Annotated in this window: 22 protein-coding genes; 3 read left to right on the top strand and 19 right to left on the bottom strand. The window is 43.3% G+C overall.

Annotated elements, in window-relative coordinates; translation table 11 throughout:
- Window positions 1–292: 292 nt before the first annotated feature.
- From KKZ03_RS09205 to KKZ03_RS09195, 3 genes are all read right to left on the bottom strand, one after another.
- Complete coding sequence (locus tag KKZ03_RS09205) at window positions 293–4,075, bottom strand: SbcC/MukB-like Walker B domain-containing protein (RefSeq protein WP_243221192.1); 3,783 nt, start codon at window positions 4,073–4,075, stop codon at window positions 293–295.
- Entirely contained in the window at window positions 4,075–5,316 is a 1,242-nt protein-coding gene (locus tag KKZ03_RS09200) for an exonuclease SbcCD subunit D C-terminal domain-containing protein (RefSeq protein ID WP_243221191.1), read from the bottom strand. Before KKZ03_RS09200 ends, KKZ03_RS09205 begins: the two co-directional genes overlap by 1 nt.
- Before the next feature lie 66 nt (window positions 5,317–5,382).
- Window positions 5,383–5,793, bottom strand: coding sequence for a thiol-disulfide oxidoreductase DCC family protein (locus tag KKZ03_RS09195; protein ID WP_243221190.1), 411 nt, complete (start codon window positions 5,791–5,793; stop codon window positions 5,383–5,385).
- A 270-nt stretch (window positions 5,794–6,063) separates the two neighbouring features.
- Between KKZ03_RS09195 and mepA the strand changes: the two genes are divergently transcribed.
- A complete protein-coding gene (gene mepA / locus KKZ03_RS09190) occupies window positions 6,064–6,912 on the top strand; it encodes a penicillin-insensitive murein endopeptidase (protein WP_243221189.1) in 849 nt (282 codons plus the stop codon).
- Window positions 6,913–7,131: 219 nt separating this feature from the next.
- On the opposite strand, the gene KKZ03_RS09185 is transcribed toward mepA, so the two are convergent.
- The 3 genes from KKZ03_RS09185 to KKZ03_RS09175 all read right to left on the bottom strand — a co-directional run bounded on the left by KKZ03_RS09185 (window position 7,132) and on the right by KKZ03_RS09175 (window position 11,786).
- Window positions 7,132–8,235, bottom strand: coding sequence for a hypothetical protein (locus KKZ03_RS09185; protein ID WP_243221188.1), 1,104 nt, complete (start codon window positions 8,233–8,235; stop codon window positions 7,132–7,134).
- 209 nt (window positions 8,236–8,444) lie between these two features.
- Window positions 8,445–9,509: a fatty acid desaturase gene (locus KKZ03_RS09180; protein ID WP_243221187.1), complete on the bottom strand. Its 1,065-nt coding sequence runs from the start codon at window positions 9,507–9,509 to the stop codon at window positions 8,445–8,447.
- A gap of 417 nt (window positions 9,510–9,926) precedes the next feature.
- Entirely contained in the window at window positions 9,927–11,786 is a 1,860-nt protein-coding gene (locus KKZ03_RS09175; protein ID WP_243221186.1) for an LTA synthase family protein, read from the bottom strand.
- A gap of 125 nt (window positions 11,787–11,911) precedes the next feature.
- Here KKZ03_RS09175 and fae (KKZ03_RS09170) point away from each other — a divergent pair, with 125 nt between their 5' ends.
- Complete coding sequence (gene fae / locus KKZ03_RS09170) at window positions 11,912–12,463, top strand: formaldehyde-activating enzyme (RefSeq protein ID WP_243221185.1); 552 nt, start codon at window positions 11,912–11,914, stop codon at window positions 12,461–12,463.
- A gap of 255 nt (window positions 12,464–12,718) precedes the next feature.
- Here fae (KKZ03_RS09170) and KKZ03_RS09165 read toward each other — a convergent pair whose 3' ends face one another.
- The 3 genes from KKZ03_RS09165 to KKZ03_RS09155 all read right to left on the bottom strand — a co-directional run bounded on the left by KKZ03_RS09165 (window position 12,719) and on the right by KKZ03_RS09155 (window position 16,458).
- Entirely contained in the window at window positions 12,719–14,173 is a 1,455-nt protein-coding gene (locus tag KKZ03_RS09165) for a transglycosylase SLT domain-containing protein (RefSeq protein WP_243221184.1), read from the bottom strand.
- Between the two features lie 178 nt (window positions 14,174–14,351).
- A complete protein-coding gene (locus KKZ03_RS09160) occupies window positions 14,352–15,401 on the bottom strand; it encodes a hydantoinase/oxoprolinase family protein (RefSeq protein ID WP_243221183.1) in 1,050 nt (349 codons plus the stop codon).
- The gene (locus KKZ03_RS09155; RefSeq protein WP_243221182.1) at window positions 15,388–16,458 is read right to left on the bottom strand and encodes an ATP-grasp domain-containing protein; all 1,071 of its coding nucleotides are present in this window, start codon (window positions 16,456–16,458) and stop codon (window positions 15,388–15,390) included. Before KKZ03_RS09155 ends, KKZ03_RS09160 begins: the two co-directional genes overlap by 14 nt.
- 41 nt (window positions 16,459–16,499) lie before the next feature.
- On the opposite strand from KKZ03_RS09155, the gene KKZ03_RS09150 reads away from it, so the two are divergent.
- Window positions 16,500–17,177, top strand: a complete 678-nt coding sequence (locus KKZ03_RS09150; protein ID WP_243221181.1) for a HisA/HisF-related TIM barrel protein — start codon at window positions 16,500–16,502, stop codon at window positions 17,175–17,177.
- Window positions 17,178–17,252: 75 nt separating this feature from the next.
- Here the strand turns inward: KKZ03_RS09150 and fae (KKZ03_RS09145) are convergent, their stop codons facing one another.
- The 10 genes from fae (KKZ03_RS09145) to KKZ03_RS09100 form a co-directional block, all read right to left on the bottom strand.
- Window positions 17,253–17,771 (bottom strand): formaldehyde-activating enzyme, encoded by a 519-nt coding sequence (fae, locus tag KKZ03_RS09145; RefSeq protein WP_243221180.1) that lies wholly within the window; start codon window positions 17,769–17,771, stop codon window positions 17,253–17,255.
- 70 nt (window positions 17,772–17,841) lie between these two features.
- Window positions 17,842–18,720 carry a triphosphoribosyl-dephospho-CoA synthase gene (locus tag KKZ03_RS09140; RefSeq protein ID WP_243221179.1) on the bottom strand — a complete coding sequence of 293 codons (879 nt, stop codon included), beginning with the start codon at window positions 18,718–18,720 and terminating at the stop codon, window positions 17,842–17,844.
- Complete coding sequence (locus KKZ03_RS09135; protein WP_243221178.1) at window positions 18,717–19,610, bottom strand: RimK family alpha-L-glutamate ligase; 894 nt, start codon at window positions 19,608–19,610, stop codon at window positions 18,717–18,719. The genes KKZ03_RS09140 and KKZ03_RS09135 overlap by 4 nt, the downstream gene beginning before the upstream one ends.
- 2 nt (window positions 19,611–19,612) lie before the next feature.
- Window positions 19,613–19,963, bottom strand: coding sequence for a DUF3147 family protein (locus tag KKZ03_RS09130; protein ID WP_243221177.1), 351 nt, complete (start codon window positions 19,961–19,963; stop codon window positions 19,613–19,615).
- 11 nt (window positions 19,964–19,974) lie between these two features.
- Entirely contained in the window at window positions 19,975–20,958 is a 984-nt protein-coding gene (mch, locus tag KKZ03_RS09125; protein ID WP_243221176.1) for a methenyltetrahydromethanopterin cyclohydrolase, read from the bottom strand.
- A complete protein-coding gene (locus KKZ03_RS09120) occupies window positions 20,942–22,048 on the bottom strand; it encodes an ATP-grasp domain-containing protein (protein ID WP_243221175.1) in 1,107 nt (368 codons plus the stop codon). The genes mch and KKZ03_RS09120 overlap by 17 nt, the downstream gene beginning before the upstream one ends.
- A gap of 50 nt (window positions 22,049–22,098) precedes the next feature.
- Complete coding sequence (locus tag KKZ03_RS09115) at window positions 22,099–23,442, bottom strand: CorA family divalent cation transporter (RefSeq protein ID WP_243221174.1); 1,344 nt, start codon at window positions 23,440–23,442, stop codon at window positions 22,099–22,101.
- 147 nt (window positions 23,443–23,589) lie between these two features.
- Entirely contained in the window at window positions 23,590–24,558 is a 969-nt protein-coding gene (locus KKZ03_RS09110) for a beta-ribofuranosylaminobenzene 5'-phosphate synthase family protein (protein ID WP_256452003.1), read from the bottom strand.
- A gap of 121 nt (window positions 24,559–24,679) precedes the next feature.
- Window positions 24,680–25,357 (bottom strand): HAD family phosphatase, encoded by a 678-nt coding sequence (locus KKZ03_RS09105; RefSeq protein ID WP_243221173.1) that lies wholly within the window; start codon window positions 25,355–25,357, stop codon window positions 24,680–24,682.
- On the bottom strand, window positions 25,350–26,282 hold the full coding sequence (locus KKZ03_RS09100) for a hypothetical protein (RefSeq protein ID WP_243221172.1): 933 nt from the start codon (window positions 26,280–26,282) through the stop codon (window positions 25,350–25,352). The genes KKZ03_RS09105 and KKZ03_RS09100 overlap by 8 nt, the downstream gene beginning before the upstream one ends.
- Window positions 26,283–26,471 lie beyond the last annotated feature (189 nt).

Raw genomic sequence — 26,471 nt, 5'->3', positions numbered from 1 at the left:
ATATAGCAAGCAGCCACGATGTGGGATACTGGAATCGAGAATAATCGAACCCAATTCTTTGATTCCGTTTTACTACATCGAGGCTATTGCCAGTTCCCAAGTCAAACTTGGGAATCAGGTTGTGAAAGCTCCAGCTTCTTGTTTCGCAAAGCTGGGGCTTCGCCATCTGATTTACCAATCAGGAAATTGGGGATCAGCGCAAACAATAACTTCGTGTCTTTTTTCGTGCTTTTCGTGTCTTTCGTGGACACTGGCTTTTGCTTGTCAGCCTTGAAGGGTACTGCCAACCTCATCAATACCCCCCAACAATCACAACACTACTGCGTCCACCGCCCTGTTTTTCAACCACGACTTTGGCACCAATACGTTCAACCAGAATAGGCACATGCGAGATAATACCGACTTTTCGACCCAAGGCTTGCAAGGTGTCCAGACTGGCGATGGCGATATCCAGCGTTTCAGGATCAAGGCTGCCGAAGCCTTCGTCGATAAACAGTGATTCAACCTGGGTTCTGTTGGAGGATAGCGATGCCAATCCCAAGGCCAATGCCAGAGAGACCAGAAAACTTTCGCCACCGGACAGGCTGTGCACGCTACGCACATCATCAGCCATATCCCGATCTATAATCTGCAATTCCAGATCACTGCCGGGTACGCGCTGTAAGTGGTAGCGTTTGGCAAAGTCTTCAAGATGTTGATTACTGTGCGCCAGCAAGGCTTCCAGGGTTAAGCTCTGGGCAAATACCCGAAATTTTGCGCCATTGCTGGAGCCTATCAATTCATTCAGACTTTCCCATTGTTGCCAGCAATTTTGTTGGGTTTCCAGCTCGACTTTTAGATGGCTACTGGCGGCAATCTTTTTATCATCTTCCCGAAGCAACAAGACTTGTTCTTCTTTCTGTGAACCCAGATTTTGTTGTTGCAACTGTAATTCAGCCGCTGTTTGGTTGGCGATTTCCTCGGTTATCTCAACTGCCTGACTTTCATGTTGACGACAGTCTTCGGCTTTGATTTTTAACAAAGTCGTCGATTCCTGCAAAGCCTGCTCCAAAACCTGCATCTTGGTTTTCTGTTCGGTCAGCCACACTTCGTCGTGTTTAAGCAATTCAGTTAACTGCTCAACAGTAATACTGTGTTTTTCCAGCGCCGCATTAAGTGTGGTTAATGCCGTTTCCCGGTTATTTTGTCTACGCGTAGCCTCAAGTTGCCAGTGCTGTTGCTGTTGTTGCAGGCTGGCCAACTCCTTTTCCAGTTGCATGGAAGTATTACCGGCTTGTTGATGAGCAGCTTTTGCGTTGAGTAGCGCTTGATTAATAGTTTGCTCGAAACTGTCCGCTGAACATTTGGCTCCCGAAGCATCCTTCGGCAACAGGCCATCACGCTGGGTTGACAAGGCCAGTTTTTCTTGTGATTTACCCTTGATTTCAGTTTGTTTGCCTTGATAAGATTGCAGGCACTGTGTCAAAGTCTGCGCAATCAGTTTTTCATCTTGAGTTATGTCAACCAACGCGGTTGTTTCGCTGGCAAGCGCCAGTTCGATTTGTTGAAACTTTTGCGCCTTTGCCTTTAATTCAGCAAAAGAATTTTGTAAATAACCCCGCCAGTTTTCCAGTTGCGCAAACGGCACCTGCAATACATCAACAATGGCTTGCAGTTGTTTTTCCTGTTGCAAAATAGTAGCACTGATATGATCGAAATCCGCTTTGTACTTGGCAAGTTGCTTATCGAGTTCGGTATAGTCGTTAACCAAATTTTCTGTTTTCAGCTTGGTTATATCAAAGCTTTCTTGGGCAGTTTTTATCTGCCTTTGTAATTCAAGTGCAGTTTTTTCTTGGGCTTTGATAAGCGCCAACGCACTCATCAGTTTTTCATTACGCGTATTCAGTAACGGTAAAAGTGCAACATCGGTTAGCAAAACATCCGGTTTATCAGTAAAGTCTAAAGCACGCCACTCATTGCCTAATAATTCCTGCTTTGTCTGTGCTTGTGGTAAAGACGTTGCATAGATTTGTTGGGTCTCCCGAACCTGTACCAGCGTTTTATTTAATTCTGCATTACTTTTAATGAGCGCTTCTTTCAGGCTTTGCAACTCCTTAACCCGGCCTGACTGGGCAGTTGTTTGTTCATTAAAGAAAGCGGCCATGGTTCCCGAATCTAAGTTTGGAGATAAGTTACTGTCAATATGATCCTGGTCTTTCCAGGGATGCTCAAGTGCACCACAAACCGGACAAGGCTGATCTTTAATTAATAACTGGCGAAATTGCCCGGCATTTTTATGGGTACTTGCCTGAATCAAGTCCAGCGCTTTTTTGGCTTCCTCAAGCACCAGCTCGTTACTGAGTTGTTGCCCTGTGACTGTTTGCAATTGTTCAGTCGTATTACTAATAAGCTGCTCGGTAGCGATTAGATTCTCGGTATCCTGTTTTATACTCTGTTGTAATTCCAGTGCTTGAGTAGCCAAACCCAACGCACTGTTCAATACTTGTGCGCTACCTTCAAGTGACTCTTTTTGTTGATATAAAACCTCAAGCGACTGCTCACTACCCTGCCCTTTCAATTGCTCAAGCACGGTTAACTCCTGCTCCTGTTGCTGGCGATTTTCATCAATCGCTATTTTTAAGCTTGCAAGAGCCAGCTCGTTTTTATCAGCCAGTCCTTTTAAGTTTTGAGCTTGTAAAGCCTCGGCGGTTTTCTCGGCATTGAGACGTTGATAACGTTCCAGCTCGCCTTCCCAGCGATTCCACTCGGCGGCGATAGGTTTAAGTGCCTGATTTTGCTCCAGCCAAGCGGTTAATTGTGCCAATGTTGCAGCTTTTTCAGTCTGTTGTTTTAGTAAAGATTGGTGTTGTTGCCGGGCAGTTTGCAGAGCCTTATTGAGATTAAGTTCTTCGGAGGTTAACGTATTAATAGCGCTTTGAACAACATCAAGACGTGTATCCAAATCCCGTGCCGTTTTTAACAACGGTTGTGCTTGCTGTTGTTGTTGTTCAGCGACTTGCAATTGGTCAAACAGAAGGGCCAGTTGGGCTTTGATCGTTTGCAATGAACTTTCAGCGGTTACTTGCAACTGACTGGTATGCTTAAGCGTTTTTTCTGCTGCCAGATAATCATCATTTGCTGATTTATAATGGCTTAACAACGGCCTTAACGGCTGCACAGCGGCAATTTTTTGGATCAACAGGCGTTCAGCTTCAGCGCTATCCCAACGCTGTTGCTGAGTCGTATGATCTTCAATAGCTAACTGTTGGGCTTGTTGATATTTTTTAAGTAAAACATACCAGTCGATGATTTTTTGATTGCCACTAATTTGCAAATCCAGTTCAGTTAATTGCAGGCTAAATTGATCCCGCTGCTGCTCAAGGTTTAAACGCGCCTCGTTGTCCAACGGAAGCTGGTTCTGCATAAGACCGGTAATCCGGTTTAAGGCTTCTTTTTCTGTTCTGGCCCGCTCGAAGGCTTCAATTGATAGCTCGGAATAAATATCCGTGCCGGTTATACGTTCCAACAAACTGGAACGTTCATCTTTTTTGGCTTTTAAAAATGCGGCAAAATCACCTTGAGCCAACAACACAGAACGACGAAATTGATCGAAATTAAGATCAATTAATTCACTGATGGCTTCCAGGGTGTTTCTTTTGCCCTGACCAATCCGCTGACCGCTATCAATCTTGCTCAGTATAACTTCCTGCGCCTGCAATCTGCCGTTAGCTTTACCTCGTGCTTTACTAACTTCCCAGCGCGCCCGATAGTGGTGCTTGTCTTTGCCGATAAAATCAACTTCGGCATAAGCTGTGCTGGTACCGCGACGCAAGATAGAGCGTACATCAGTACTGTTAACGCGCAAGCTTTCATCTTCATCCCGGTGCCCTACCGCAAAACCATGACCATCCGGCAAGCGCGGCATTTTGTCATATAAAGCCAGACACAGAGCATCCAGAATGGTGCTTTTACCGGCACCCGTAGGACCGGTAATTGCAAACAAACCGGCTGTTTGCAACGGGCCTTCATCCAATAAAATCTCAAAAGGCTCCGCAAGACTGGCCAGGTTTTTTCCTCTAATCGCCAGAATACGCATTATTGTTTTGCCCTGAAATTTTCCAGCAACTCATTAAATAACGTATTCATATTTTCCGGGGCTTCCTGATCAAATTTGTTTTGATAACAACGCTGGAATACATCCAGCGGTTGCAACTCTTCCAACCTTTCTTCAATGGTTATATCGGCCAGACTTTTATTACTGCCGCTGTAAGCTGTGGAGATTTTTAATAAACGCACCGGTAATTTGGCAATGACATCTTCAACTTGTTGCCGCAAGCCAGGTTCCGGCTTTTCCAGTTTGATTCTTAATTCAACAAACGGTCTTTGCTCTGGCGGCAAGACATCATCAAAATCCATCGCCTCGAGTTGTTCAAGCACCGTTGACAGCGCGGCAAAATCTTTGCTGTTAGGGATTCTTAACAAATCAATACTACGGGGAATTTTAATAGCAACGGTTTCCACCGGTTGACCTTTTTTAATATCCACTTGAAGCACTTGATGCAGATAATGGCTTTCATCAAAGGACAACGGAATAGGCGAACCACTGTAACGAATATGCTCATTAGCGCCGACCTTTTGTGCCAGATGTAAATGACCCAAAGCCACGTAAGCGACGTCTTTCGGGAATAATTCAACCGGTAAAGCGTGCTGGTTACCACCCAGGATTTTTCGTTCACTCAGTTCTGACACGCAGCAATTCACCATGTAGCAATGTCCGGTTAAAATCAGCGCTTCATCTTGAGTTGCTTTGGCCTGCAAGGCCGTAAACAATTCTTCATAAAGCGCTTTAACACCCGAGATTAAAGGCTCGTCTTCTTGCTCATCGACGCGTAAATCCGCATTACGCAAAAAAGGCATGGCGCCGCACCAGACTTTACTATTACCGGCGGCATTGCTTAGCGGCACCAGCAGTCTATCCCAGTTTATAACGCCATCATCACGCACCAAACCACCGACTACGGTAACGCCCAAGGCATCAAGAATGGATGACGGCGCATCCAGACGACTTGCAGAATCGTGATTACCACCAATCAAGACAATATTAAGAGTCGGTTGCTGCGTTCTGGCTTTAACCAGAAAATCATACAGCTGGGTCTGGGCTGCGGCTGACGGATTTGCCGAATCAAAAATATCACCGGCCACAATCAGTGCGTCTGCCTGTTTATTTTGCAGCTCCTGTAACAGCCAGTCCAAAAACAGCTGATGTTCCAGTTGCCGTGATATGCCATGTAAATTATGGCCAAGATGCCAATCTGCGGTGTGAAATAGTCTTAACATGTGCTTTCTGGTTTGAGTGCAATAAATAGTGCTTGATAAATTAATCTTGCAACCTGAACCGGTTTCTTATAACGGCGGCTGTTTCCCACAGCCACAGGTCTTATCGCCTGCGACCAGTCTCGCCAGCGGCACTCGGTATTTTGCGAACACTTTGTAAATCAAATCAAACAAGGGTTTTAATACCGGCCAACCCGTAGGGGCCATTAACCATACCAAACCAACCGCTTTATACGTTTCACGAAATACACCCATACCTTTGATAATTTGGCCATCAGGATAAACTCCGTGAATCTCTGCCATTAATTCTTTGTGCGTTTTACCATAAACGGCCGGATCAAAACCGGCGTCATTAATATCTTGAAACCCAAGCTTATCCTGTTTATTTTTAACGTATAACCAGGCCACTTCTTTACTGCAAAGCGGGCACAGGCCATCATAAAGCAACGTAAATTCTATTTTATTAAGAGCTTTGTTCATTGTATCTCCGAAGCGACAGATGGATTAACTTGCCAGTAAAAGTCTTGGTTAAGTCGCTCACCACGAAGCAAGCGAAGAATTCTATTTTTTCTTTGTATCTCATAGTAAATGAGATGCTTTTGTTATTTAATTTTTTGTTAAAATATCCAACAGAAATATTTATATCTCTCAGCATTTTCCAGTGTACCGGCAGCATAAACAAAAGCCCACTAATCATCGTATAAAATATCAGTTTTGTTTATTTTGTGCAGCGTTATATCAAGAGGTAGCATGTTAAAAGTTAAAGCATTGTTTTTTACCGGTCTCTTGCTGACAGGAATACTTTCTGAGTGCCTGGCATCATCTTTGGCACAGCAGTGGGCAATGGTGACTCAGCCGACTTATTCGATTAGCCAGAGCATAGGAACTTATAATGCCGGCTGTATAAGCGGCGCGGTTTCTGTACCCGCTAACGGCATCGGTTACCAAATGATGCGTTTATCAAGAAAACGCTCTTTCGGTCACCCGGACTTAAAACAATTTATTGAAAAACTGGGACAAACTGCCGCCACGCAGCAATTAGGGTCGTTGCTTATTGGCGATTTAGGACAACCTCGGGGCGGCCCGACCTTAAGCGGACATCGTAGCCATCAATCCGGTCTTGATGTTGATATTTGGTTTTTACTGTCAAAACAGGCAGCGAATCGTACCCTGGCAATGAATGAACGCGAAACATGGAGCGCGCCTTCAGTGCTTGCAGGTCAATCGGATGCAATAAACTATAACCAGTGGTCCCTGGTTCATGAAAAAGTGCTTGAGGTTGCGGCACGTATGCCTGAAGTTGATAGAATTTTTGTCAACCCCAGCATTAAACGTGAACTTTGTATCCGTCACACGTCGGAGGGCTGGCTGAGAAAAATTCGTCCCTGGTGGAAGCATGATGATCACTTTCACGTTCGGCTTAAGTGCCCAAAAGATAATAAATACTGCCAGGGACAAGAAGCTCTGCCACAAGGCGATGGCTGCGATGCCGGACTAAACTGGTGGTTTACTGAAGAAGCCAAGCATCCTGCGCCTTCAAAAACGCCGCCAAAACCATTAGTGCTACCGGAACGGTGTGATGCTGTATTAAAAGAGTGATCTTAAAGCAGGACGTACATTGCGAGTCTTAACTTTCAAGAGGCGCACGTTAGGCCCTTCAGAAAATAATGTCGCTTAAGCAACAAAGGTATCTATATTATCGAAAAACGGGTTATAAAGATTATTCACCACGAAGACACGAAGAAAAACAATATCTTTTATTCAATCTATTGAAAACTTCGTGTCCTTCGTGGTGGCCTGTCTTAAATTATCCCAAGCTTATTTAGCTTCTGCCTGTTGCTCTTTGCCAGCGATCAGAATACGCGCCAATTTTCGCAAGCCATCAGAGGAAATATCCAGCCCAAAAGGTGCACCTATATTTTCAAGCTCATAAATTACATCGGTAGCGGCTATAAAAGTCATATAACGTAAACCTTGTATCTCTGGCAACTCTTTGGCCAGCATTTTTAATTGAGGTGCCAAACGTTGCCAGGTATGAGTAAAAAACACGCGTACCGGATCATCGCCATTAGCATCATGTTCTTTTAATCCTGCCTGAAAACTACTACGCGATTCCAGTAAAATCTCCATCAAGGTATCGCGTAATTCCGGTGATTGAGTATCATCGGATGCCTGCTGAATCGCTTTACTTAAAAACTTGTCCCACTCCTGCCAACTGGCTTGCCATTGTTGTTGTTCGGCATCGGTTAAAGGCGCTGCCGATTTTTTAACGACTAATTTGGCCGGTGCGTTAAAATCAAGCTTGATGGCAACGCCAGTACTGTTGGCATCAGCACTACTAAATTTTAAGGATTTAAGTAGTTCCTTGATTTCGGCTATATTCTCTTTAGGTAAAAATTCCGTGACTGTTTTTTCAATATCGACACGCGATTCGTTTAAATCAATTTTGACCGACGACAACTTGGGTTTAACAAAGCGGTTAATCAACTCTTGAATTTGATTGTTACTTATTGACCGACCGTTCGTATCAGTAGCTGTCACTTTGGTAATAGGCAAGCTCAGGACAGACTGAGCAGAACTTATGGTTGGCTGCTGCAGGGTTTCCAAAACGCCACTCCATTCAAACATCGTGACACATTGCCCGCCCATACCGGTTCCAAAACGTGCCTGAAGGTTATTGAGTAATTTTATTTGACCTGTTTGACCACTAACTTGCGGATCGGAAAGCTTTAAATAACTACAGCCCTGCTTGTCATTCCAAAGTTCTGCCGTATTGCCTGCACCTTTATAAATCTGGGTAATTAACGCTTTTTTGATCAAGCTATAATCCAGCTGGACAGGAAGAGTATATTGATTAGCAATACTACTTTTTGCAACAATCATAAGCAGACTAAAAAAAGTAATAACGAAACGTTTATTCATGAATTTTATTTTCTCCAGAAAATTAAATGACTAACCTTGCTCTAAAAAACATTTCACAATCAATAAAGCCATTACCAAGCCGTCCGTGTTTTCGATACCTCAACACGAACGAGCAGTAATGGCTTAAAGTTCAAGTATCATGTTAATGGATAAACATTAACGCTTCCTGAATCTTTACCCAATCAATAATAGCGTCAATTTACCGCTGATTAGTTTTTTATGCGTGGCAACATTTTAATCGAGCGGAAACTTACCAGTTTTTGCTTCTGCTCATCCCATAAATTTAGCCATAACGATTTAAGGCTTTTACGTAAGGTCAATGGAGTTGCTATCTGTAAGGCCTCTATTTCATTATAACAACGTTGCAAATTATAGTTGGGGATATTAGCCTTGACGTGATGAATGTGATGCAAGCCGATATTACCGACGATCCATTGCAGCACTTTTGGTAACTTATAATAAGAACTCCCTTCCAATCCTGCACGGGTCAAATCCCAACTTTCATGACGCATCCAGCAAACATCTTCATATTGATGCTGGACATAAAACAACCACATCCCGGCACTTGCCGCCATTATGATGATTGGCAACTGAATCAACAGGTAGTTTTGAAAACCCAACGTCAAGCTCATTACGGTAATGATGACCGCAAGTGCAATATTGGTAAAAATAACACTATCGCGCTCACGTTTTTTGGCTCCATGACTTGGAAATCGTTGCAGAATCAAAAATAGAACCGTGGGTATAATGCCAAATAACAACAATGGGTTACGAAAAAATCGGTAAGAAAAGCGCTTGAGCGAGGATGCGCCAAGATATTCATCTACCGTCAGCGTCCAGATATCGCCAACTCCGCGACGATCCAGATCCCCTGATGCAGAATGATGAATGACATGAGTGCGTTGCCAGTCTTCAAAGGGCGTAAAGGCCATAATACCGGCAATATAACCCAATAGTCGATTAGCCTTGCGCGAAGGAAAAAATGCGCCATGGCAGCAATCATGAAAAAGGATAAATATACGCACCAAAAAACCGGATGCCGGTATGGCTAATAATAAGGTTATCCAATAAGAAAAACCCTGTAGTACAAAAAAAACCATCAATGCCCATAGCGCGAGGTAAGGAACAAAAGTATTGAGGATTTGCCAGAAAGCCTTCCGGTAATCAGCTTGTGCATATTTTGAAACAGCCTGAATTAAATCTTCGCGGGTAGATTGTTTATTATCGGAACTTAGTGATGCTAACATTTCAAAACGGGTAACTTGTTGTGACATAAAAGATAATTTAACTCATTAAAACGGGCAGAATTTTGGATATACCGGCAGCCTTCCAGAGACAACTGCTTCGCCAATCGAGCAATTGATAAAAAACGTGCAGGCAAATCGTAAAAAATAAAATAAAATAAAGAGAAATCCTGTTATTTGGATCAGTACAAAAAACTAAAAAATAGCGGAGAGTTAAAGCGGGAGGCAGGAAATAAATGAGGCATTTCAAGCAGTACACCGGTTCTTTATGCTGACAGATTTAATCAGACTAAAGAACGAGCAACTTTAGACGAACCAATACTTGCTGAATTTTTCAATAACGGACGGTTGGTTATAAAAAAGACCCGTTAAGTTCCCTGACTATTAAAAAATAGTAAATTCTGTTGATCCAGGAAAATAAGTCAGTCAAAAATAGCCTGACCGTTATTAATCCGGCACATTAACAGGCGGCTGGACTGCTGGTGCAGGCACAATCACTACTTGTTGCGCAGGTACACGTTTGGGGCGTGTATATTGACGACCGATGAATAAATCGTTACTGACTACTGATACATCCTGTAGCCAGCGAGATGATTCAAGGCACGAAGGCGAATAAGGAGGCTCTTTACAGAGAGCAATTTTCCCATCTTTAAGTAAATCAATATGTAAGCCCGGTAATGACCGTACCCGCATATGAGGCAACGGTGTGACATAATCCATAATGGTCGGCTCATTATAATTAAGCAAATTGAGTAAAAGCTTCGGCACTTGATAAAGTGGTAAACTTCCGAATTTAACCGGGCCGTTTTTTCCGTCGATTATAATCATCGGCGTACTAACATAAAACTTGAACATCTCGGGTGTAAATTCACTGCGATTGTCGTTAAGAACACCAGAATCTACATACCCTGCAAAATTTTCCCCCAAGAACGGCAGATGATCACCAAAAGCTACGATAATACCGTCGGGGTCACGTTGCCTGAGTTGATCTAAAAATGCCATCAGCTCCCGTGACTTGTAATAAATTGTATTGGCATAAGTGGATACTTCTTCAACCTCGGAAGTTGAACTGACCTTATCGGGACGGCTTTTACTGAGTGGATAATTCCAGTGTCCAAAATAAGTTACGATATAATCCAGAACAGGTTGTTTTGCTTCCAATGACCCGGATATTTTTTCCAACACTTGGCGATAGAGCGAAGTATCGGATAAAAATTCGCGATTCATATCATCCAGGACAAAATCCTGTATCGACCAGTAAGTTTGGAAGCCCAGATTTCGATAGGAATTAACCCGATTCCAGAATACCGGGACATTAGGATGAGAAACAACGGTTCGATAGCCTTTATCGGCAAGAATATTGGGTAAACAGGGAACATCGTTAACCAACTGACGTTCAAATTTGACAGCATCCTTGGTCACTGGAAAGCCGCATAATACTTCAAATTCTGAATTTGCGGTATAGCCACCAAATACAGGATCCAGGGCATGTGAATAGCCCGCACTTTTCCAGAGCTTGCGAAACTCCGGGGACAATGGATTTTGTTTATAATCAGCTTTTTTTAACTCATTAGGATCCCAAAATGATTCCAATAGTACAATGTGTATGTTGCGCGGCGTAAAGGGCTTGATGTCCGCAACAGACGGTTTGGCAGGCACAGCCATTAGCAGGTTTTCAGCGGCTATCTGAGCTTCATCAGGATCGGGAGATTTATCAACTGAAGCAAAATAGCGCGCACTTTCTTGCAATGTATAAAACGTAGCGCCCCGCATTAAATAATTGGAACGTTGATCCCATACCGAGTACCACATATGTTTATCTAGCGGATCAAGTATCAATATAGGTTCATAAACCAGGATAATCCCCAATAGAATTGCCGTCAGACTAGCAAGATAGGCACTCCGGTGATGCATGGTAAAATTGAACAACAATAAACTGACGATGGCAGCCATCGGTATGGCTACAACCATGAACCGCCAACCTTCAAGAATCAGGAGCAAGGAACGAAGCGCGTAAACATCATCAGGCATAATAGGGCCGCCAAAAAAAGATATTTTTACGGCATTACCAACATACAAAACCCCCATCATTAGCGCCTGAATAATCAAAAAAATCCAGGTATGCTTTGATAAAGAAAAAAGAATATAACTGACGCCCAGTTGCAACAAAAAATCGTAAAAAATAGCTGATATATCTATCTGTACATCAAATTTAAAAGTACTAACCAGGTAATACAATAAATAAAATAATGTGGTAGAAAATACCGGTAAAAATTTTTTTTTATTCGCTATAAAGCAATCAGTCATGGCAGGTTAAATGTATCGCTATTTAGCTTAATTGAATGGCAGGCATTTTATCATAATCGTGCTTGCCGACCCTGAACATCCATCATAGAATGCTTGGTTTATTACTACTTTATTGAGGTTTTTTAATGTCTGATGCAATTTGGTTTAGAACCGGTGAAGCAACCGTATTTTCCAGCGAAGGCCAAGGCACCGATGCCATGCCTGAAATACTGATTGGCAGCGTCAAAGGCCCCGCAGGAAATGCCTTTGCCAATTTGATGGGTCAAACTGAAGGTCATACCCGCATGTTTGCCATCCGCGCATGCAACCAACAAGTGCGGCCTTCGACGATAATAGTTCCCAAAGTGACCATGAAATCTTCTGCCTATATCAATTTATTTGGTGGCCCTGTGCAATCGGCTGTTGCCGATGCTGTTATTGACAGCGTTATCGCCGGTGTTATTCCTGCCGATAAAGCCAATGATTTGTGTATTATTGCGATGCTATGGATAGCGCCAGAATGCGCAACGAACCCTGAACTGGATCGTAAAGATTTATATCGCACCAACTACGAAGCCATGAAACTGGCTATTTCGCGTGCCATGAGCAATTCGCCCAGCATTGAAGAGTTAATCGCCAACCGCCATAAAATTGTTCATGAAATGTACGATCCTGAAACGGGTGAGTCGCAGTGGTAGGAAAATAATCAGATTATCTGAAGACAGTTGACCACGAAGACACGAAGCGCACGAAGAAAATCAAAAGCCTTGTCGGTAGAATAAGCGTTTCCGGGATACTGTATAGATGGGCTGACGTAAGAAAGCCCATCCACATCGGGTAATTGATACGCTTCGTACCTCAGCACATCCTACGGCATGTAGTAATCTCTCCCCATTCTTTACTGCTTTGAACAGTCTGCTTACTCTTGGTAAAAGATAACCCTAAGAAAAATCCTAAAAATCCATCAGTAATCCAGGTATACCAATATTCTGGATATGCCGGGCATTTTTGCCTTCTTCATAAGCCGGCAACTTGCCTTCTTTTTGCCAGAGTCTAAATGCCAGAGAATAGGATAAAACACGAATAGGGTAATCTCTCGGCAGTTGCTGCAAATAAGGCTGTATGGTAAAAAAATCAGTCGCACCATACTGTTGCATGATAAATTTTAGACCACCGTTAGCAGGGCCAATATTATAGGCCAGTAAACCCAGAAACAAATCATCATTCATTTGGGCTAGATAGTATTTTAATGTAGCGGCGGCAAGGAAGGTATTATGCCGGGGATTAAGCAATGACAGCTGATGCTCTGCCAAATGTTTACCCGCCTGCTCCACGACAGTTTTTGGTACCTTGGTAATTTGAAATAAGCCACGCCCTCCATCAGCACTATTACGCGGCAAAAAAGAAGACTCTGCCGCTGCGATACCTTGCAAAAGATCAGGGTCAATATCAAATTCCCTGGCAGCGTCTTTAATATCCGGATGATAAGTTTGTGCGCGTTGCATCAAAAGCAGCAATTGCGCTGAATCATAACGACGATAGGCTGCATAGACCTGATGAGCCAATGTCACCCTGCCAGCTTCCTGCTTGCCACCAACCAGTGTGCGAAAATGGCCGCGAGCCTCGGAAAATTGATCCTGCATAAAAAACCAGCCAATAATCAGTGCAAGGCTAACCGCCAAAATAGGAGGCAATAATAATGCCCTGCCATGTAGCCATTTTCGTAATTTCCACCAGCCTATTAACAAGCCGGTCACGACCACAATCAATAGCAAAATACCGATGGCAAAAGGCAACAAACTGGTAAAAAAACGGGTACCTGAAAACCAGTTAGCCGAATAACCCAACATAACTACAATGGCTGAAACAGCCATAATAGCCAAACCTAGCAACTCAAGACTGATCCAAATCAGCCTCTGCCTGAAATTAACAACGGGCAGTTTGCTTATTGCTTTTTTTGATCCCTGCCGTTTTTTCGCGGGAGCTCGAGGTTTACGTTCAGGACTGCCCTCAGCTTTGACCTTCACTGATTTACGTTTAGGACTTGCTTCGGATTTGATATTTGTCGGCTCAGGTTCTGAGCCAAACTCGGACTTGGCATCCGTCAGCTTACATTTAGAGCCAGCCTCAGTTTTGACCTTCCCCGACTTACGTTTAGGACCAACCTCTAATTTGATATTTGTCGGCTCAGGCTCCAAGCCAAGTTCGGATTTAGAATCCGTCAGCTTACCTTCAGGGACAGCCTCAGTTTTAACCTTCACCGACTTACGTTTAGGAGTAGCCTCAGATTTGGTATTTGGCAGCTTGGGTTCAGGATTTATCCCGACCTTAACTTTTGCCTGCTTAACTTCTGTACTAACCTCAAGGCTGACCTTTACCGGCTTGACAGGGACTATGAGTTTATTCATCAGGAAATATATTGGGACGTACAAACATAAACAATTCTACCTCTTGGGGATCGGTGCTGTTCAATAACACGGAAAAGCTCCAGTGAGTCTTTCAGCAAGCATAATAAACCCCTTATGTGATATTTACATTAACCCAAAAACGGCGCTCCATCCACGAAAGATACAAAATAAACACGCTTTAGAAAAATTCCTTGGCTAAACAGGCCACAGCAACCGCTGGTGCACAATCAGCAGTACTTAACCCTGTTTGATTTATTGTTTCCAGGAATAAGTCAGAAAAATCAAGATAAGGATAATCTAATGACTGCGCGATTTGTTTAACCAAAAACCGTCCGACTCCAGCGCCTATCAACGGGTTGGTTTTAGAAAAATCGACGTTTTTAATACGATGTTCACAACCTCGCTGTATTTTTTGTAATTGTTGGACGCGAATATTTTTAGCAAATTGTTGCCAGCGAGGCAACTCTTCAAGAAAAAAATCACTGCCAATCATGCGTGATAGTCGCCTGGCACTGGCAGTGATGGTTTTTTCTGCACCATCCGCCGTTTCGGTTTGGTCATGTAATTCGTTAAGCTCTCCGGTAACTCGGTAGACATCGGCCATCGTCGCAAAATACTCCGCCATGATGCCAATTTCCTGATCTTGATCCCGTGCAGTCTGGGCTACCGCCATTACTGCCGTTCTGACAATACCAGTATAAATAAGCTCTTGGGATATTAGGCGCTGGTAATCGGTGTAGCCTTGCGCCAAGACTTTACCATCATTGAGCAGAAGAATATCAGTAGTCGTGCTGCCGATATCGACAAATAGTCCATTACCCACTTTTTGCGCGGCAAAAGAGGCGCTAGCCAGCCAGTTTGCAGAAGCAATAGCTTGATAATCAGTAACTTGAATATGCCCGGATTCCAAAAATCCTTGTTGACCGGCAAAGACCAAACAATGCGTTTTCGGCAATAGCATCGTCATGGTCTCAATGATTTGTTTAACGCCATCGTCCCGGTCTTCAAATAAATCAACCAACTCTCCCGTCATGGTAATAGCCTGCTGATAAGGCCTGCCGGATGCTTCATCCAATATCCGCGTTACCGCACTGCGCAATTGGTCCAGCCCTTTCCATAACGGACAGGGCTGTTGATAAACAGCAATAACCTTACCTGCCGGATTAATAACGGCCGCTTTAACATGCGCCCCGCCGATATCCCAGCCCATGATATTAGTTTGAGTCATTTTTATTCACTTGAATGGTTATGGGTTGATTGCAAACGGGTAAGATAGTTGGGTCACCTTTCAGCAATTGCAGGATATTTTCAGCCACATTAATTCCCAATGCCGCATTAATGCCCACAAACGAAGTAGTCAGTCGCGGATTTATTTCCAGTACCCATAGTTGTTCTGGCGTTTCAATTAAATCAATACCGACATAACCCCATAATTCAGGTAACGCGTGGGCGATATTATCAACCAAATCCTGATAACGACTTAAATCGGCTTTATAATTTACAATGATTTTTGACAACTGATATTGCTGATTGATGATATTAAACTGCTGTAAGTTGACACACAATAACCAGCCCGCACCTGCTTTAAACAGACAGGATAAACTGATTTTTTCACCTTGAATATGCGGCTGAATAATATACTCACCTTTTCGTAAATACATTTTCTCAAAATCATGCGGGTTAGTCAGAATATAATTATCGGTACAGCCGACACCATCAATTGGCTTTACCAGCCATTGTTCAACTTTACCTGTACTGCTTAAACCGGCAAGCTCTTCTTCCAGCTGTTGGCCAACACCCTGACTCGCCCACGTTTCGGCAGCAAACAACCGCGTTGGCACAATGGCAATATGCTGCTGTTTGAGATGCTGATAGGTGTTAAATTTATTACCGGTTACCGCAACAGCACTCGCAGGCGATGTTAATAACTTTTTGCCCAATACTTCAACCGTTTTACAAAGATTTTGCAGAATATTGTCACACTCAGGAGCAACAGGCCAGACCGCATCGTAAAGTAGTGCTAGTCGAACAAATTCATCATGGCTATTGTGTTCCGGCTTGATGATAACCGTATTAAATCCTTCGGTATTTATTAAGCCGTTAATGCGACTGTCCAGCATAACCACAACGTCTATAGCGTTGCCGTTATTATCATCAGCAACGTAAGAACGTAAATTATCAAGCAATGCGTTTAGCATCAAACGCCCTTCGCTTGCCAAAGAATCAGGTAACTCCTGCTTATTAAAGCCGCCACCGGTGATATACTCAAATACTAAAATTTTCATGGTACCATTTTATCATCGGAACAACGGCAGCGGCTTTACCCATGAAAATAATTCCAGTTATTGATTTAAAAGACGGTGTTGTGGTGCATGCCCGGCAAGGGATGCGCGAACAATACCAACCCATCAGCACCAGTCTGTGCCAGTCTTCGGACATTTATAAGGTTATCGACGCATTTCTTGGAGCCTATGACTTTGAGACCATTTATATTGCTGATTTAAATGCAATTACTCATCAGGGCGATCACGAACGTTTAATCACGGAAGTATTGGCTTTTTTTCCGGACATACAATTCTGGATAGATAGTGGCTATCAACTCCCTAAAAAGTATCCATGCAATCATTTACCGGTATTAGGTAGTGAAAGTTATAGCGATGAAACTGCACTAGAACTCAAAGACTTCAATAAACGCTTTATTCTTTCCCTGGATTATTCGATATCTGAGACACTCGGGGCAAAAAGTCTTTTTTCTGATCCTGACTTATGGCCGGATACGATTATTATCATGACCTTAAATCGGGTGGGCAGTAATCAAGGTCCTGATTTGGTGAAGTTAAACGGGTTTTGCAGGCGATATCCGCATAAACATTTTATTGCTGCAGGTGGAGTCAGAAATGCCGATGATTTACAGGTATTAAAACAAGTGGGCGTGCAACAGGCGCTTATTGCCAGCGCACTTCATTCTGGTGCTATAAGACGCGAAGATATTCAAAATCTGTAGGCAAAAAAATACCCCGGCAAGCCGAGGTATTTTTAACAACTAATACAAGATGCGTTAACGCATCAAGTAAAGGAATTAACCTTCGTTGTTAACTGCGAACGGATGTTTAGCAGTTGATTTTGCAGCAACAACTTCAGCAGCAGTTGGTGAACCGGCAATAGCACGTTTCAGAGCTTCTTTAGTTGCTTGATAGTTGAATTTTTCAATCAACGCATCGTCTTCTGCTTGCCAGTGAATGAATACACCAACAGAGATGAATAAATCATCAGCTTCGTCTGCAGGGATAGTGCCGTCTTCAACACAATCAGCAACAGCCATAGCAACAGCACGTTGAGCAGGACCAAACATTTGAACAGCTTGCTTGGAACCTTTGATTGTTACTTTATTGAATAAAATAGTTGCTGGCTTAACCATCAAGTTAGGAGCAACAACAGCCAACAAAGTAGAAAAACCATCTTTGTTGTTTGTTAATGCGTTTGCAAATGCAGACTCGGCAGCTGAACCACGTGGTCCTACCATCAAATCGATATGTGCAATCTCGTTGCCTTCGCCAACTAAAGACTCACCAATTAATACTTTATTAATTATTGCCATGTTTAATACACCTTATTAAGAAAAAATGAAAAATTCGAGCTAATATCGGGTTTTTACCCGCTCCCAAGAATTATATTGGGAGATTCTTATTACGAAGACTTAACTTAATAACATCTTCTAATAAAACTGTTAAGACTGTTGCTACGGTCATATCTGCCATTGTTCCAGGATTTAAACCACTGGATTTAAGATCATGGTCCAACCTGTAAAGTAATGGCAGTAGTTGCTCTGGATTTTCAGCGTCAGATAACGCATCTCTTAGTTGAGACATCTTAACAGCCAGCATTTCAGAGTATTGATTACCGTATTTTCTTTCAATGTGGCTATCAGGAAATTGGCCTAACAAACCGGCGTAAACCGATACCGCCGCCCACTTCTGATGCCCCCATTTTCTCTTGGCATTGTAATATATCAGGACTGCAAAATCAAAAATATCTTGATAACCGGTAACGTATTGAAGGGCTATACGATCTTTTGTACTGGCCAGTCGCATGGCTTCGCCCAAGTTAACCGTTGGCTTTTCTGCTACATCCTGAGTATCGGAACTGCCTAAGCCACCTGGCGATGCCAAGGTGATTGCCTTAAAAACCCATTCAGCATCTTCGCGGGTTGTCGTCGTCAAAACCCGACTCAATGCTTGCCTTAGTGTCAAATCCGATTTTAACTCACTGATCGCCTGAATTAATGGTGCGCACAGTAAAATAATACCTAAATTAGTATTACAAGCGACTGCCTCACGGGTTGCCTTAACGGCATAAAATATTTTTTCACCTAATGAATAATCAGGATTACAAAGCGGGCCCGCACTTACCTTGGCGCTGACTCTAAAATCAGCAACGGTCATATCATGTCCATCCGCATAAACACTGATATTACCCGGCTTAAATGCCTGTAACTCGACTTCACACGCTTGCTGATAAAGCTCACTAAGTTGTTGCGATGACATCATAAAGCATTAACGTAACGGTTGATTAAATCATCGGCCAAAATTTGTGCAACCGTGATATCACAAACACTCTCCAAGCCTTTCCAGGCAGGGATACTGTTGACTTCAATGATGGTGTAATGCCCGTCTTTATCCTGAATAATATCGACACCGGCGTAATCCATGGCTAATGCTGCGGTTGCTTTAACCGCTAACTCGGCCATTTCGGCATCCAGTTCAATCCGTTCACAACTGGCACCACGCGCCACATTATTTAACCAGGATTTACCGCGCCTGCGCATGGAGGCAACTGCACGACCATTAACCACAAATACGCGATTATCGGAAAACCCCTCTCCGAAACAATGCACAAAACGTTGCAAATAATAAACGCCGTGACTACCTGTCAACCAGATTAGATCGGTTGTTTTTTCAAGACGGCGAATACCTTCACCTTGTGAACCAAACAAGGGCTTGGTAATCAGCAAATTTCCTTTTTTCAATTCACTTTCGGCAATACTTAACGCGTCATCCCTATTGCGTAAAACCCAGGTTAACGGCGTAGGCAATCCGGCATTGTGCAGTAAAAAACTGGTCATACCTTTATCAACACTACGCTCTACGGCATAACCATCGTTGTATACAGGAATACCCATCACTTTTAAAGCATGCAGAATATCCAAATATAAAACTACTTCTTCCAATGAGCCACCGGGAACACCGCGCACAAAAACGGCATCCGGCATAGCCTGTTCAAAGCCCGGAATAACAACCGGAGGTTGGCCGGGTTCAATCGAGAAACAACACTGTGTTAAAGAAACAAAATCACTGCTATAACCCAGATTGGCAAAAGCAAGGCTTAACTGTTTACCGTGCCAACCCGGATCATCCGTAAAAATGACAATACGTCCCATATTTATAACTGTACTCCAAGTCGTCGCAGCAACGGCAACAAGACAAAATAACCGGCAATAGTCGCTGTAACCGAAACGCCAAGGCTTGGCCAAAATCCCAAGCCTTGTTTAATCAATACCGGAAAAAGCAGGAAAAACAATAACGATGGTAGTACCAGCCAAAAAACTTGATTGGAAAGTCCAGCAATTTGTAGTGATTCCATACCGTCAACGTGCATCCAAATCATTGCCAGCAACGAAGTCAACGGCAATGAAGCAACCAGCGCAGCAAAACCACTGTGGCGTTTGGCAATTTCCGAAACCAGCACAATGATCAGTGCTGAAACAAAAAGCTTGAGCGTGTAATAAAGCATTATCTTGTGCTTTAAACCCCAAATGACTGATCTAACAAAGCATTATCCAGCTTTCCGAAACGGAAAGTTTTACCTGAATCAACGGCCGTCACAATTACACTGGCCGGGCTAAACAACATGGCATCGATTTTAAAAAAGTCGTAGTCATATTGTTTAAAAATTTCTGCAAACGGTTTGCCATAATCTTTAGACGTTGAACTGGGCATTTCTCTGGCTAATTTTTCTGCCGCTTCATCGCTGCCTTTAACAAACAAATGCACTTGGCCTGCAAATAAAATAGCATCATTGGTGCGTCCCATGGCTTTTACAAAGTTGGGATGCGGAGGACAAATTGGCGCACTACCACTACCGTCGATAATATTTTCCAACGGAAAATGCAAGGCATGGGCTTTATGAATCGCCACTTCCAATACGCGTGCCACAACTTGTACGCCACCCGCCAAACTGCTGGTAGGTGTAACAATTATGGTCAGTTTTGACGGGGTAATTTTACAGGCTTCCGCCACTTTTTCAATAATGGCAAGCGGAGGGACCGCATCATTCTCAATCACCAATACCGTGGTATCGGCTTCATCAAAGTAGTCCAATTCTTTATATAACTCTTCAACAGGCTCTTGCTTGCCGTCTCTTAGCTTGGTTGCCATGGCACGCGCAGGACCTGAACCAAGTGCATAATATTTCTCATGTGCCAGACTCCAGCCGGCATATTGACTACCCAGACAGCCCAATACCGGATTACCGGTATGAACAGTCACTGACAACGGCCAGTTATCCGTATAGGTACTATGATTAATCGTGACGGTACCCATGCCCCCCAAACAAATTTCAGCAATAATACGTCCGGCTTCCAAACCACCTGGCACTTTAATACCTGCATCAACAATAGTGCAGCCATTTTCCAGGGTTTCTACACTGACACGTAACTTGTCGGCATTATCAATCAGATATTTTACCAGGGGTTGGGTCAATTTATTAACGCTAGCTTTGTATTCCATAATGGGTTGAAAACCTTTTATTTAAGTTAAGTTGTTTAATCAGTAGCTCATTCATAACCGAATGTGCCTGATCTTGGTGGGTAATAATACTGCAAACAGGCTGCCCTGTATGACACACCGTTCCAGATTTAGACAAATCCATGCAACCTTCCGGCCATTCAAAACCATCAGGTATGGTTACATCCTGCACTGCATAGACAATCTGATAACCAGTATAACCGGTATGGCCACAGTAAGTCGTTAACTCACCTTGACTCGCCTTGATATGCCGGGTTAATAAATCGGCATCATACAATTGCATACTGGCCGAAGGACGCGGGTTAATTTCCAAGACCAAACTGACCCCACCCGCTTGTATAAAGTCCAGTGAGTTCAAACCTTTTAAGCCAAACTCGGGTATCAATTTTTTTAGCCAGTCCGTTATCTGCTGTTTTTGTTTATCCAACAGCCCACAACTATTTATAATTCCTGAAAAAATAAACTCCCGGCTTTCAGATAAAGAAATAACCCACTGCCTGTTAAAACCAATAACTTGCAACTCTGTGCCATCCGCCAAAAACAAGACAGAATATTGCTTACCAGTCTGATATTTTTGCCAATAGTCGGCAGGCTCGATAAAGTCTTGAGGATGATAGTACTTTATCCCCAAACCACCCTGTCCTTGCATCGGCTTAACCAGCCAGTTATCAGCATAAGCCGGCGCGGTAAAACAAACTTCAGGATGTGGAATGTTTAAACGCTTGAGACTGGAAAAAAATCCGGGCTTATCGTGCAGCTTTGCAAAAGTATCAGGCGAATTTCCCAACACCAGCAACCGACCCGCTAAATAATGCAGGCTTTCAGGATAATATTCAAAACCACTACCATAAATGATATGCGCAACGGCATATTGCTTAATAAAATAATCTACAGCCGATGTTAACTGTTTTTTGGCTAACGAGGACACTTGTACAAAAGCTTCTGCGTAGTATTGGGTATCAAGATCTGCAAACAGATCAATAACCAAAGGCTTTAAGCCTGCTTTCTTTGCCGCCTGCGCCAACATCCGTCCTGAACTGGCAACAATAAGGATGTACTCAGGAATCTTCATGGTATTTTACTGAGTGGCAGTGCAGCATACCTGGATAAATTTTCTACGCCTCAAGACTCTCTTCGACTTGCCGCAGGATTTTTCTTGATCTTACGATTTTCGAAAAACCGCAAGCCGGCAAAAGTAATCCAGCCTATGGTTATTAAACCAACGGCGAAGCTACTGTAAGAAATCTGCCATGGAATGCCCTCAGTCATCATCGTAAATTCAGACATACCACCAATACCGGCCAAGACATTGAGCGGCATAAAAACCACACTAATTATCGTTAAACGCTTAATGTCCTTATTTTGATTAACATTGATAAAACCGACCGTAGCATCCATCTGAAAATTAATTTTGTTAAAAAGAAATGAGGTATGCCCGTCCAAAGATTCGATATCGCGCAAAATTTCGCGGACATCAGCATGTTGTGCGTCAGAAAGAAATTTGCCTCGCATCAAGAAAGACAAGGCACGCCGGGTATCAAGAACATTACGACGAATGCGTCCGTTAAGATCCTCTTCCTCGGCAATGGCTGCGAGAATTTTTGCCGCCTCATCATCCGTCATATGCGACCTGAACACTTGCCTGCCCACGCCCTCCAGCTCGGTATAAACATCCTCCAAAGCATTGGCTGAATATTCAACTTCAGCGGCATAAAGATCCAACAACACATCGAGGGCTTCGGTGACATAGCCGGATTCGGCTCTTGCCCGCAAACGCTGCAAACGAAATACCGGCAACTCCTTGTCCCGAACCGAAAACAGCGTGTTTTTGCTCAGTATAAACGCCACCGCCACGTTGCGAGTCTCGTCTTTACGGTCGAGCAGAAAATCGGAGTGCAAATGCACTTCGCCATTATCTTCCACATAAAAACGGGCACTGGTCTCCAGATCCGTCAACTCTTTTGGATTAGGCAGCTCCACACCAAAAATATCTTTTGCCCAAGCGAGTTGCTCATCCTCAGGCCTGACTAAATCAATCCAAACAGGATTAACTTTAGCCAAATCTTCTCTGGACTCAATGGGTACCTGGCGCAAAAGTCCCTCATGAAGGTCAAATACCCTGATCATCATGCTTCGACTGCGCGGCTTGGCCTCAATTACCAGTTGTGCGCGAACAAAGTCGGATAACTCCTGACGAATTTCCTCTTTACGCTCATCCCTGATCAATTGCCAAACGATTTGCCGGTCATCAGATGGCAGATCTTCCAGTATGTAAGCGACAGGCTGAGACTCAATTTGGTCGAGCAGCCGTTGCAATTCTACCCTGTTCTGTTTATGCACCAATGTTTCAACCCGATCATGGTGCAACATGTCCTGCCGACGAACCAGATCTTCCACCAACTTATGCCGAGCCAGCAAGTTTCTTACATTGGCAAGATGATCTTGTATAACGTCATGATCGTTCATTTTTTTTGCTTTCTTCGTGGTGTGATACATAAAACGACCCTTTTACATAAACCAAGTTAGCATTAAGGTGATACCAAAAAATAAAAATAACCCGCTTGATAGGGCATTTGTGTTCCTTTTCAGCGCATAAAAACAGACAAAAACCATCTAGCTATTAATGACAAAAATATCCCCACCACTATTGCGAGCACTTGCAGTAACAAAGCTCAGATTATCAAAATGAGCAAATTTCTGTCTGGCCTCCCGAGTAATGGTTTCAGCCAGGACAACACCATCAAGCACACAAAATCCGGTTGGTCCCCATGAAGTTTGGCCAATTGCTACAGCGCCTTGTTCGGACAGCCAGCGCATTGCTTCAGCAACTTCAGGACTGGTAAAAACGCCACCCTGAGCTGCGGAAAAATGCTCACCGACCGAGCGCTGTAACTGGGTTATCACTTCACCGAATTTAGTGAGGTCATTTTCAGCCACTGCAGGCAAGCCCTGCATGAGCAACAAATAACATAAGCGTTCGGCTTCCTGCTTTGGGAACGGCGGCAATAATTTAAATGCCTCTATTTCTTGCTGTCCATGCAGTCCCTGTCCTCGCTGATCAAGAACCAAGATAAAACGCCAGGAATCGGGTATATCCAGATGTACTAAAACCGGTGGCGTAATGGTTTTTTCACCACGACCACCATCAACCACCAACCCGCCCTGCTCAAAAACACCAATACCGATACCCGAACGCAAACCTCTATCCATCAAGGCAGCAATATCACGCACCGTTAATCCCAGGTCGTAAAAGGCATTAAGGCCTGAACCTATTGCCAATGACATTTGTGTACCGGAACCCAAGCCGACATGTTCAGGTATAGCTGATTCAATGGTTATAGCCAAATTATCGGGGACATTTAATGCCTGACACATTAATGTTAAACATTTATCGGCACGTTTTGCAGAAGGCCCGGTAACGATACGTTGCCGGGCACTCGTTACCGATAATCGGGTTGCATGTTCGTTCAATGCGACACCGATGCTGCCAAAATGGCGACCCAAGGATCCGCTTAAATCAATAAACCCCATATGCAATCTGGCCGGGGCAATAACTGAGACTTTAGAATATTGAACTATCACAGATGGTGTCGTGTGTTGCGGAAAAATGCGTGAATTATACAGGATTAACTGACTAAGGGGTGAACTTAGCGAATAGATTTTGCACGGCGTGGACGCTAAAAATTGGATTATCAACAGGGATTCAGTTTTCCGATTTTTCGCTTTTAAAGGTAATGAGCACCTGCATCAAATCAACCATGATCAAATCACATAACTCAACAGCCATTGGCTCGACAGGCTCTGTTGATGGTACCAACACTGAAAATGCACCCGCCCTGGATGCTGCCTCAATACCGACATAGGAATCTTCCAGTACCAGACACTCATTAATCGGCACCTGCAACAATCGGGCGGCCTTTAAAAAAATATCCGGCGCGGGCTTACCCTGCTCAACATCATCACGAGTGATAATCGTTGAAAAAACATCTTTTATCCCGGCAAATTCAAGACACTCATAAGCATTAATAGCTCGACTATTGGTTGCCAAGCAATAAGGTATTTGTTGCTGCACAATAAATTCCAGCAACTCGCTAAAGCCGTATTTAATACTTATACCGTAAACATTGACCTGTTCACGCCAAAAAACACCAGATAACTGATTGAATACCGGTAAATTAAAATCAGCGCCACAACCAGCCATCAGTTTTTGCTCTATCTCGCTATAATGCAACCCTGACAGGGACAGACAAAACTCATCGGAAAGCTTGTAACCCATAGCTTTTGCTGCCTGTTGCCAGGCAATAAAGTAGGTCGGTTCCGTGTCTAAAACCAAACCATCCATATCAAAAATAACGGCGGAAAAAGCTTTTAATTCAGGCACGAATCACCTTGATATATTCACCATGCGCCTCACGACTGGAACCCACCACGATACGCTTAACGCCTTCCTGTGATTTTTCCACTATCCCTGACACTTCCACAGTTTCACCATTAACAGCCTGCCCTGTGTAAGTTGCAGTAAAACTGACAATAGCATCAAAGTCTTCATGATCTATTTTAAATTCAGCCGGATAATCAAAGGCATGAGTATCATCAATAACGATACACTGCAAAGTAACGGCTGCACATTTTTGATAAGCAGCGCCTTCTGAATGAACCGAATCATCAATGAAATTTAAATCAAATTTTCGTCCGTTAATAACCGCTTTATTGGCTTTTCTCCCCTCATGCCAGACGTACTCTGTAAAACTTAATTCACAGGAACGACGCTCATAAGACTGCCGCCAGTCTGCATCATTCAATTCTTGCAACTGTTGTTGCGCTATCAGTTTACGGGTAATTGCCCTGCACTGATGAAAAACCGTTCTGCCGTAACAAACCAGATCAATATCAGAACTGTACTTCTGCACGCCAACCAATATTGAGCCGGTAATACCCACTTGTGTTAAATCCAGGCCGTGCTGCTTTAATAATTCACACAGCTGAAACAGGTCTCGCTCAATAACATCCAATTGGCTTAACCGCATAATCTGCTGTAAGCGCTGCCTGGGCTGATGATGCTTAACTATTCGACCTATGACTACTGCATGTAAATGAACATCCAAAACCGGAGAATAATACAGGTACTGAGGATAATGCTTTTTTAAAAAAACATTGGCCGACTCCGTCGCGACTTTTTTCCAGCCAAAGTTTTCATCTTTAACATAGCGTAAAAAACACAGCACTTTGCCTCGTTCGGTTCCCGGCGCTACAACAGCAAAAATGAGCCCTTCGGCAGTTTCTATAAAATCCTTTGAGAGAAACATCAATTACCCTTAAATGGTATTACCCGGCAAGTAACAAGCTTGACATAAAACATTTTCATTATTTTTTATAATCTTGACGATGAATAACAGCACAGTTTTAACGACCTCTTAAAGCAAAAGTCATTCAAAAAACCCCTGATTACAAGAACTGCTTTTTTTTATTGTAACTCAAAGCCGAATAACCTATGC

This window comes from Methylobacter sp. S3L5C, from assembly GCF_022788635.1.
In the GTDB taxonomy this organism is placed as follows: domain Bacteria; phylum Pseudomonadota; class Gammaproteobacteria; order Methylococcales; family Methylomonadaceae; genus Methylobacter_C.
This window is presented reverse-complemented; position numbering and strand designations above follow the sequence as displayed.

Coding starts and splice junctions, on each gene's coding strand:
- KKZ03_RS09205 (WP_243221192.1), bottom strand. CDS start 4,075: ATGCGTATTCTGGCGATTAGAGGAAAAAACCTGGCCAGTCTTGCGGAG.
- KKZ03_RS09200 (WP_243221191.1), bottom strand. CDS start 5,316: ATGTTAAGACTATTTCACACCGCAGATTGGCATCTTGGCCATAATTTA.
- KKZ03_RS09195 (WP_243221190.1), bottom strand. CDS start 5,793: ATGAACAAAGCTCTTAATAAAATAGAATTTACGTTGCTTTATGATGGC.
- mepA (WP_243221189.1), top strand. CDS start 6,064: ATGTTAAAAGTTAAAGCATTGTTTTTTACCGGTCTCTTGCTGACAGGA.
- KKZ03_RS09185 (WP_243221188.1), bottom strand. CDS start 8,235: ATGAATAAACGTTTCGTTATTACTTTTTTTAGTCTGCTTATGATTGTT.
- KKZ03_RS09180 (WP_243221187.1), bottom strand. CDS start 9,509: ATGTCACAACAAGTTACCCGTTTTGAAATGTTAGCATCACTAAGTTCC.
- KKZ03_RS09175 (WP_243221186.1), bottom strand. CDS start 11,786: ATGACTGATTGCTTTATAGCGAATAAAAAAAAATTTTTACCGGTATTT.
- fae (WP_243221185.1), top strand. CDS start 11,912: ATGTCTGATGCAATTTGGTTTAGAACCGGTGAAGCAACCGTATTTTCC.
- KKZ03_RS09165 (WP_243221184.1), bottom strand. CDS start 14,173: ATGAATAAACTCATAGTCCCTGTCAAGCCGGTAAAGGTCAGCCTTGAG.
- KKZ03_RS09160 (WP_243221183.1), bottom strand. CDS start 15,401: ATGACTCAAACTAATATCATGGGCTGGGATATCGGCGGGGCGCATGTT.
- KKZ03_RS09155 (WP_243221182.1), bottom strand. CDS start 16,458: ATGAAAATTTTAGTATTTGAGTATATCACCGGTGGCGGCTTTAATAAG.
- KKZ03_RS09150 (WP_243221181.1), top strand. CDS start 16,500: ATGAAAATAATTCCAGTTATTGATTTAAAAGACGGTGTTGTGGTGCAT.
- fae (WP_243221180.1), bottom strand. CDS start 17,771: ATGGCAATAATTAATAAAGTATTAATTGGTGAGTCTTTAGTTGGCGAA.
- KKZ03_RS09140 (WP_243221179.1), bottom strand. CDS start 18,720: ATGATGTCATCGCAACAACTTAGTGAGCTTTATCAGCAAGCGTGTGAA.
- KKZ03_RS09135 (WP_243221178.1), bottom strand. CDS start 19,610: ATGGGACGTATTGTCATTTTTACGGATGATCCGGGTTGGCACGGTAAA.
- KKZ03_RS09130 (WP_243221177.1), bottom strand. CDS start 19,963: ATGCTTTATTACACGCTCAAGCTTTTTGTTTCAGCACTGATCATTGTG.
- mch (WP_243221176.1), bottom strand. CDS start 20,958: ATGGAATACAAAGCTAGCGTTAATAAATTGACCCAACCCCTGGTAAAA.
- KKZ03_RS09120 (WP_243221175.1), bottom strand. CDS start 22,048: ATGAAGATTCCTGAGTACATCCTTATTGTTGCCAGTTCAGGACGGATG.
- KKZ03_RS09115 (WP_243221174.1), bottom strand. CDS start 23,442: ATGAACGATCATGACGTTATACAAGATCATCTTGCCAATGTAAGAAAC.
- KKZ03_RS09100 (WP_243221172.1), bottom strand. CDS start 26,282: ATGTTTCTCTCAAAGGATTTTATAGAAACTGCCGAAGGGCTCATTTTT.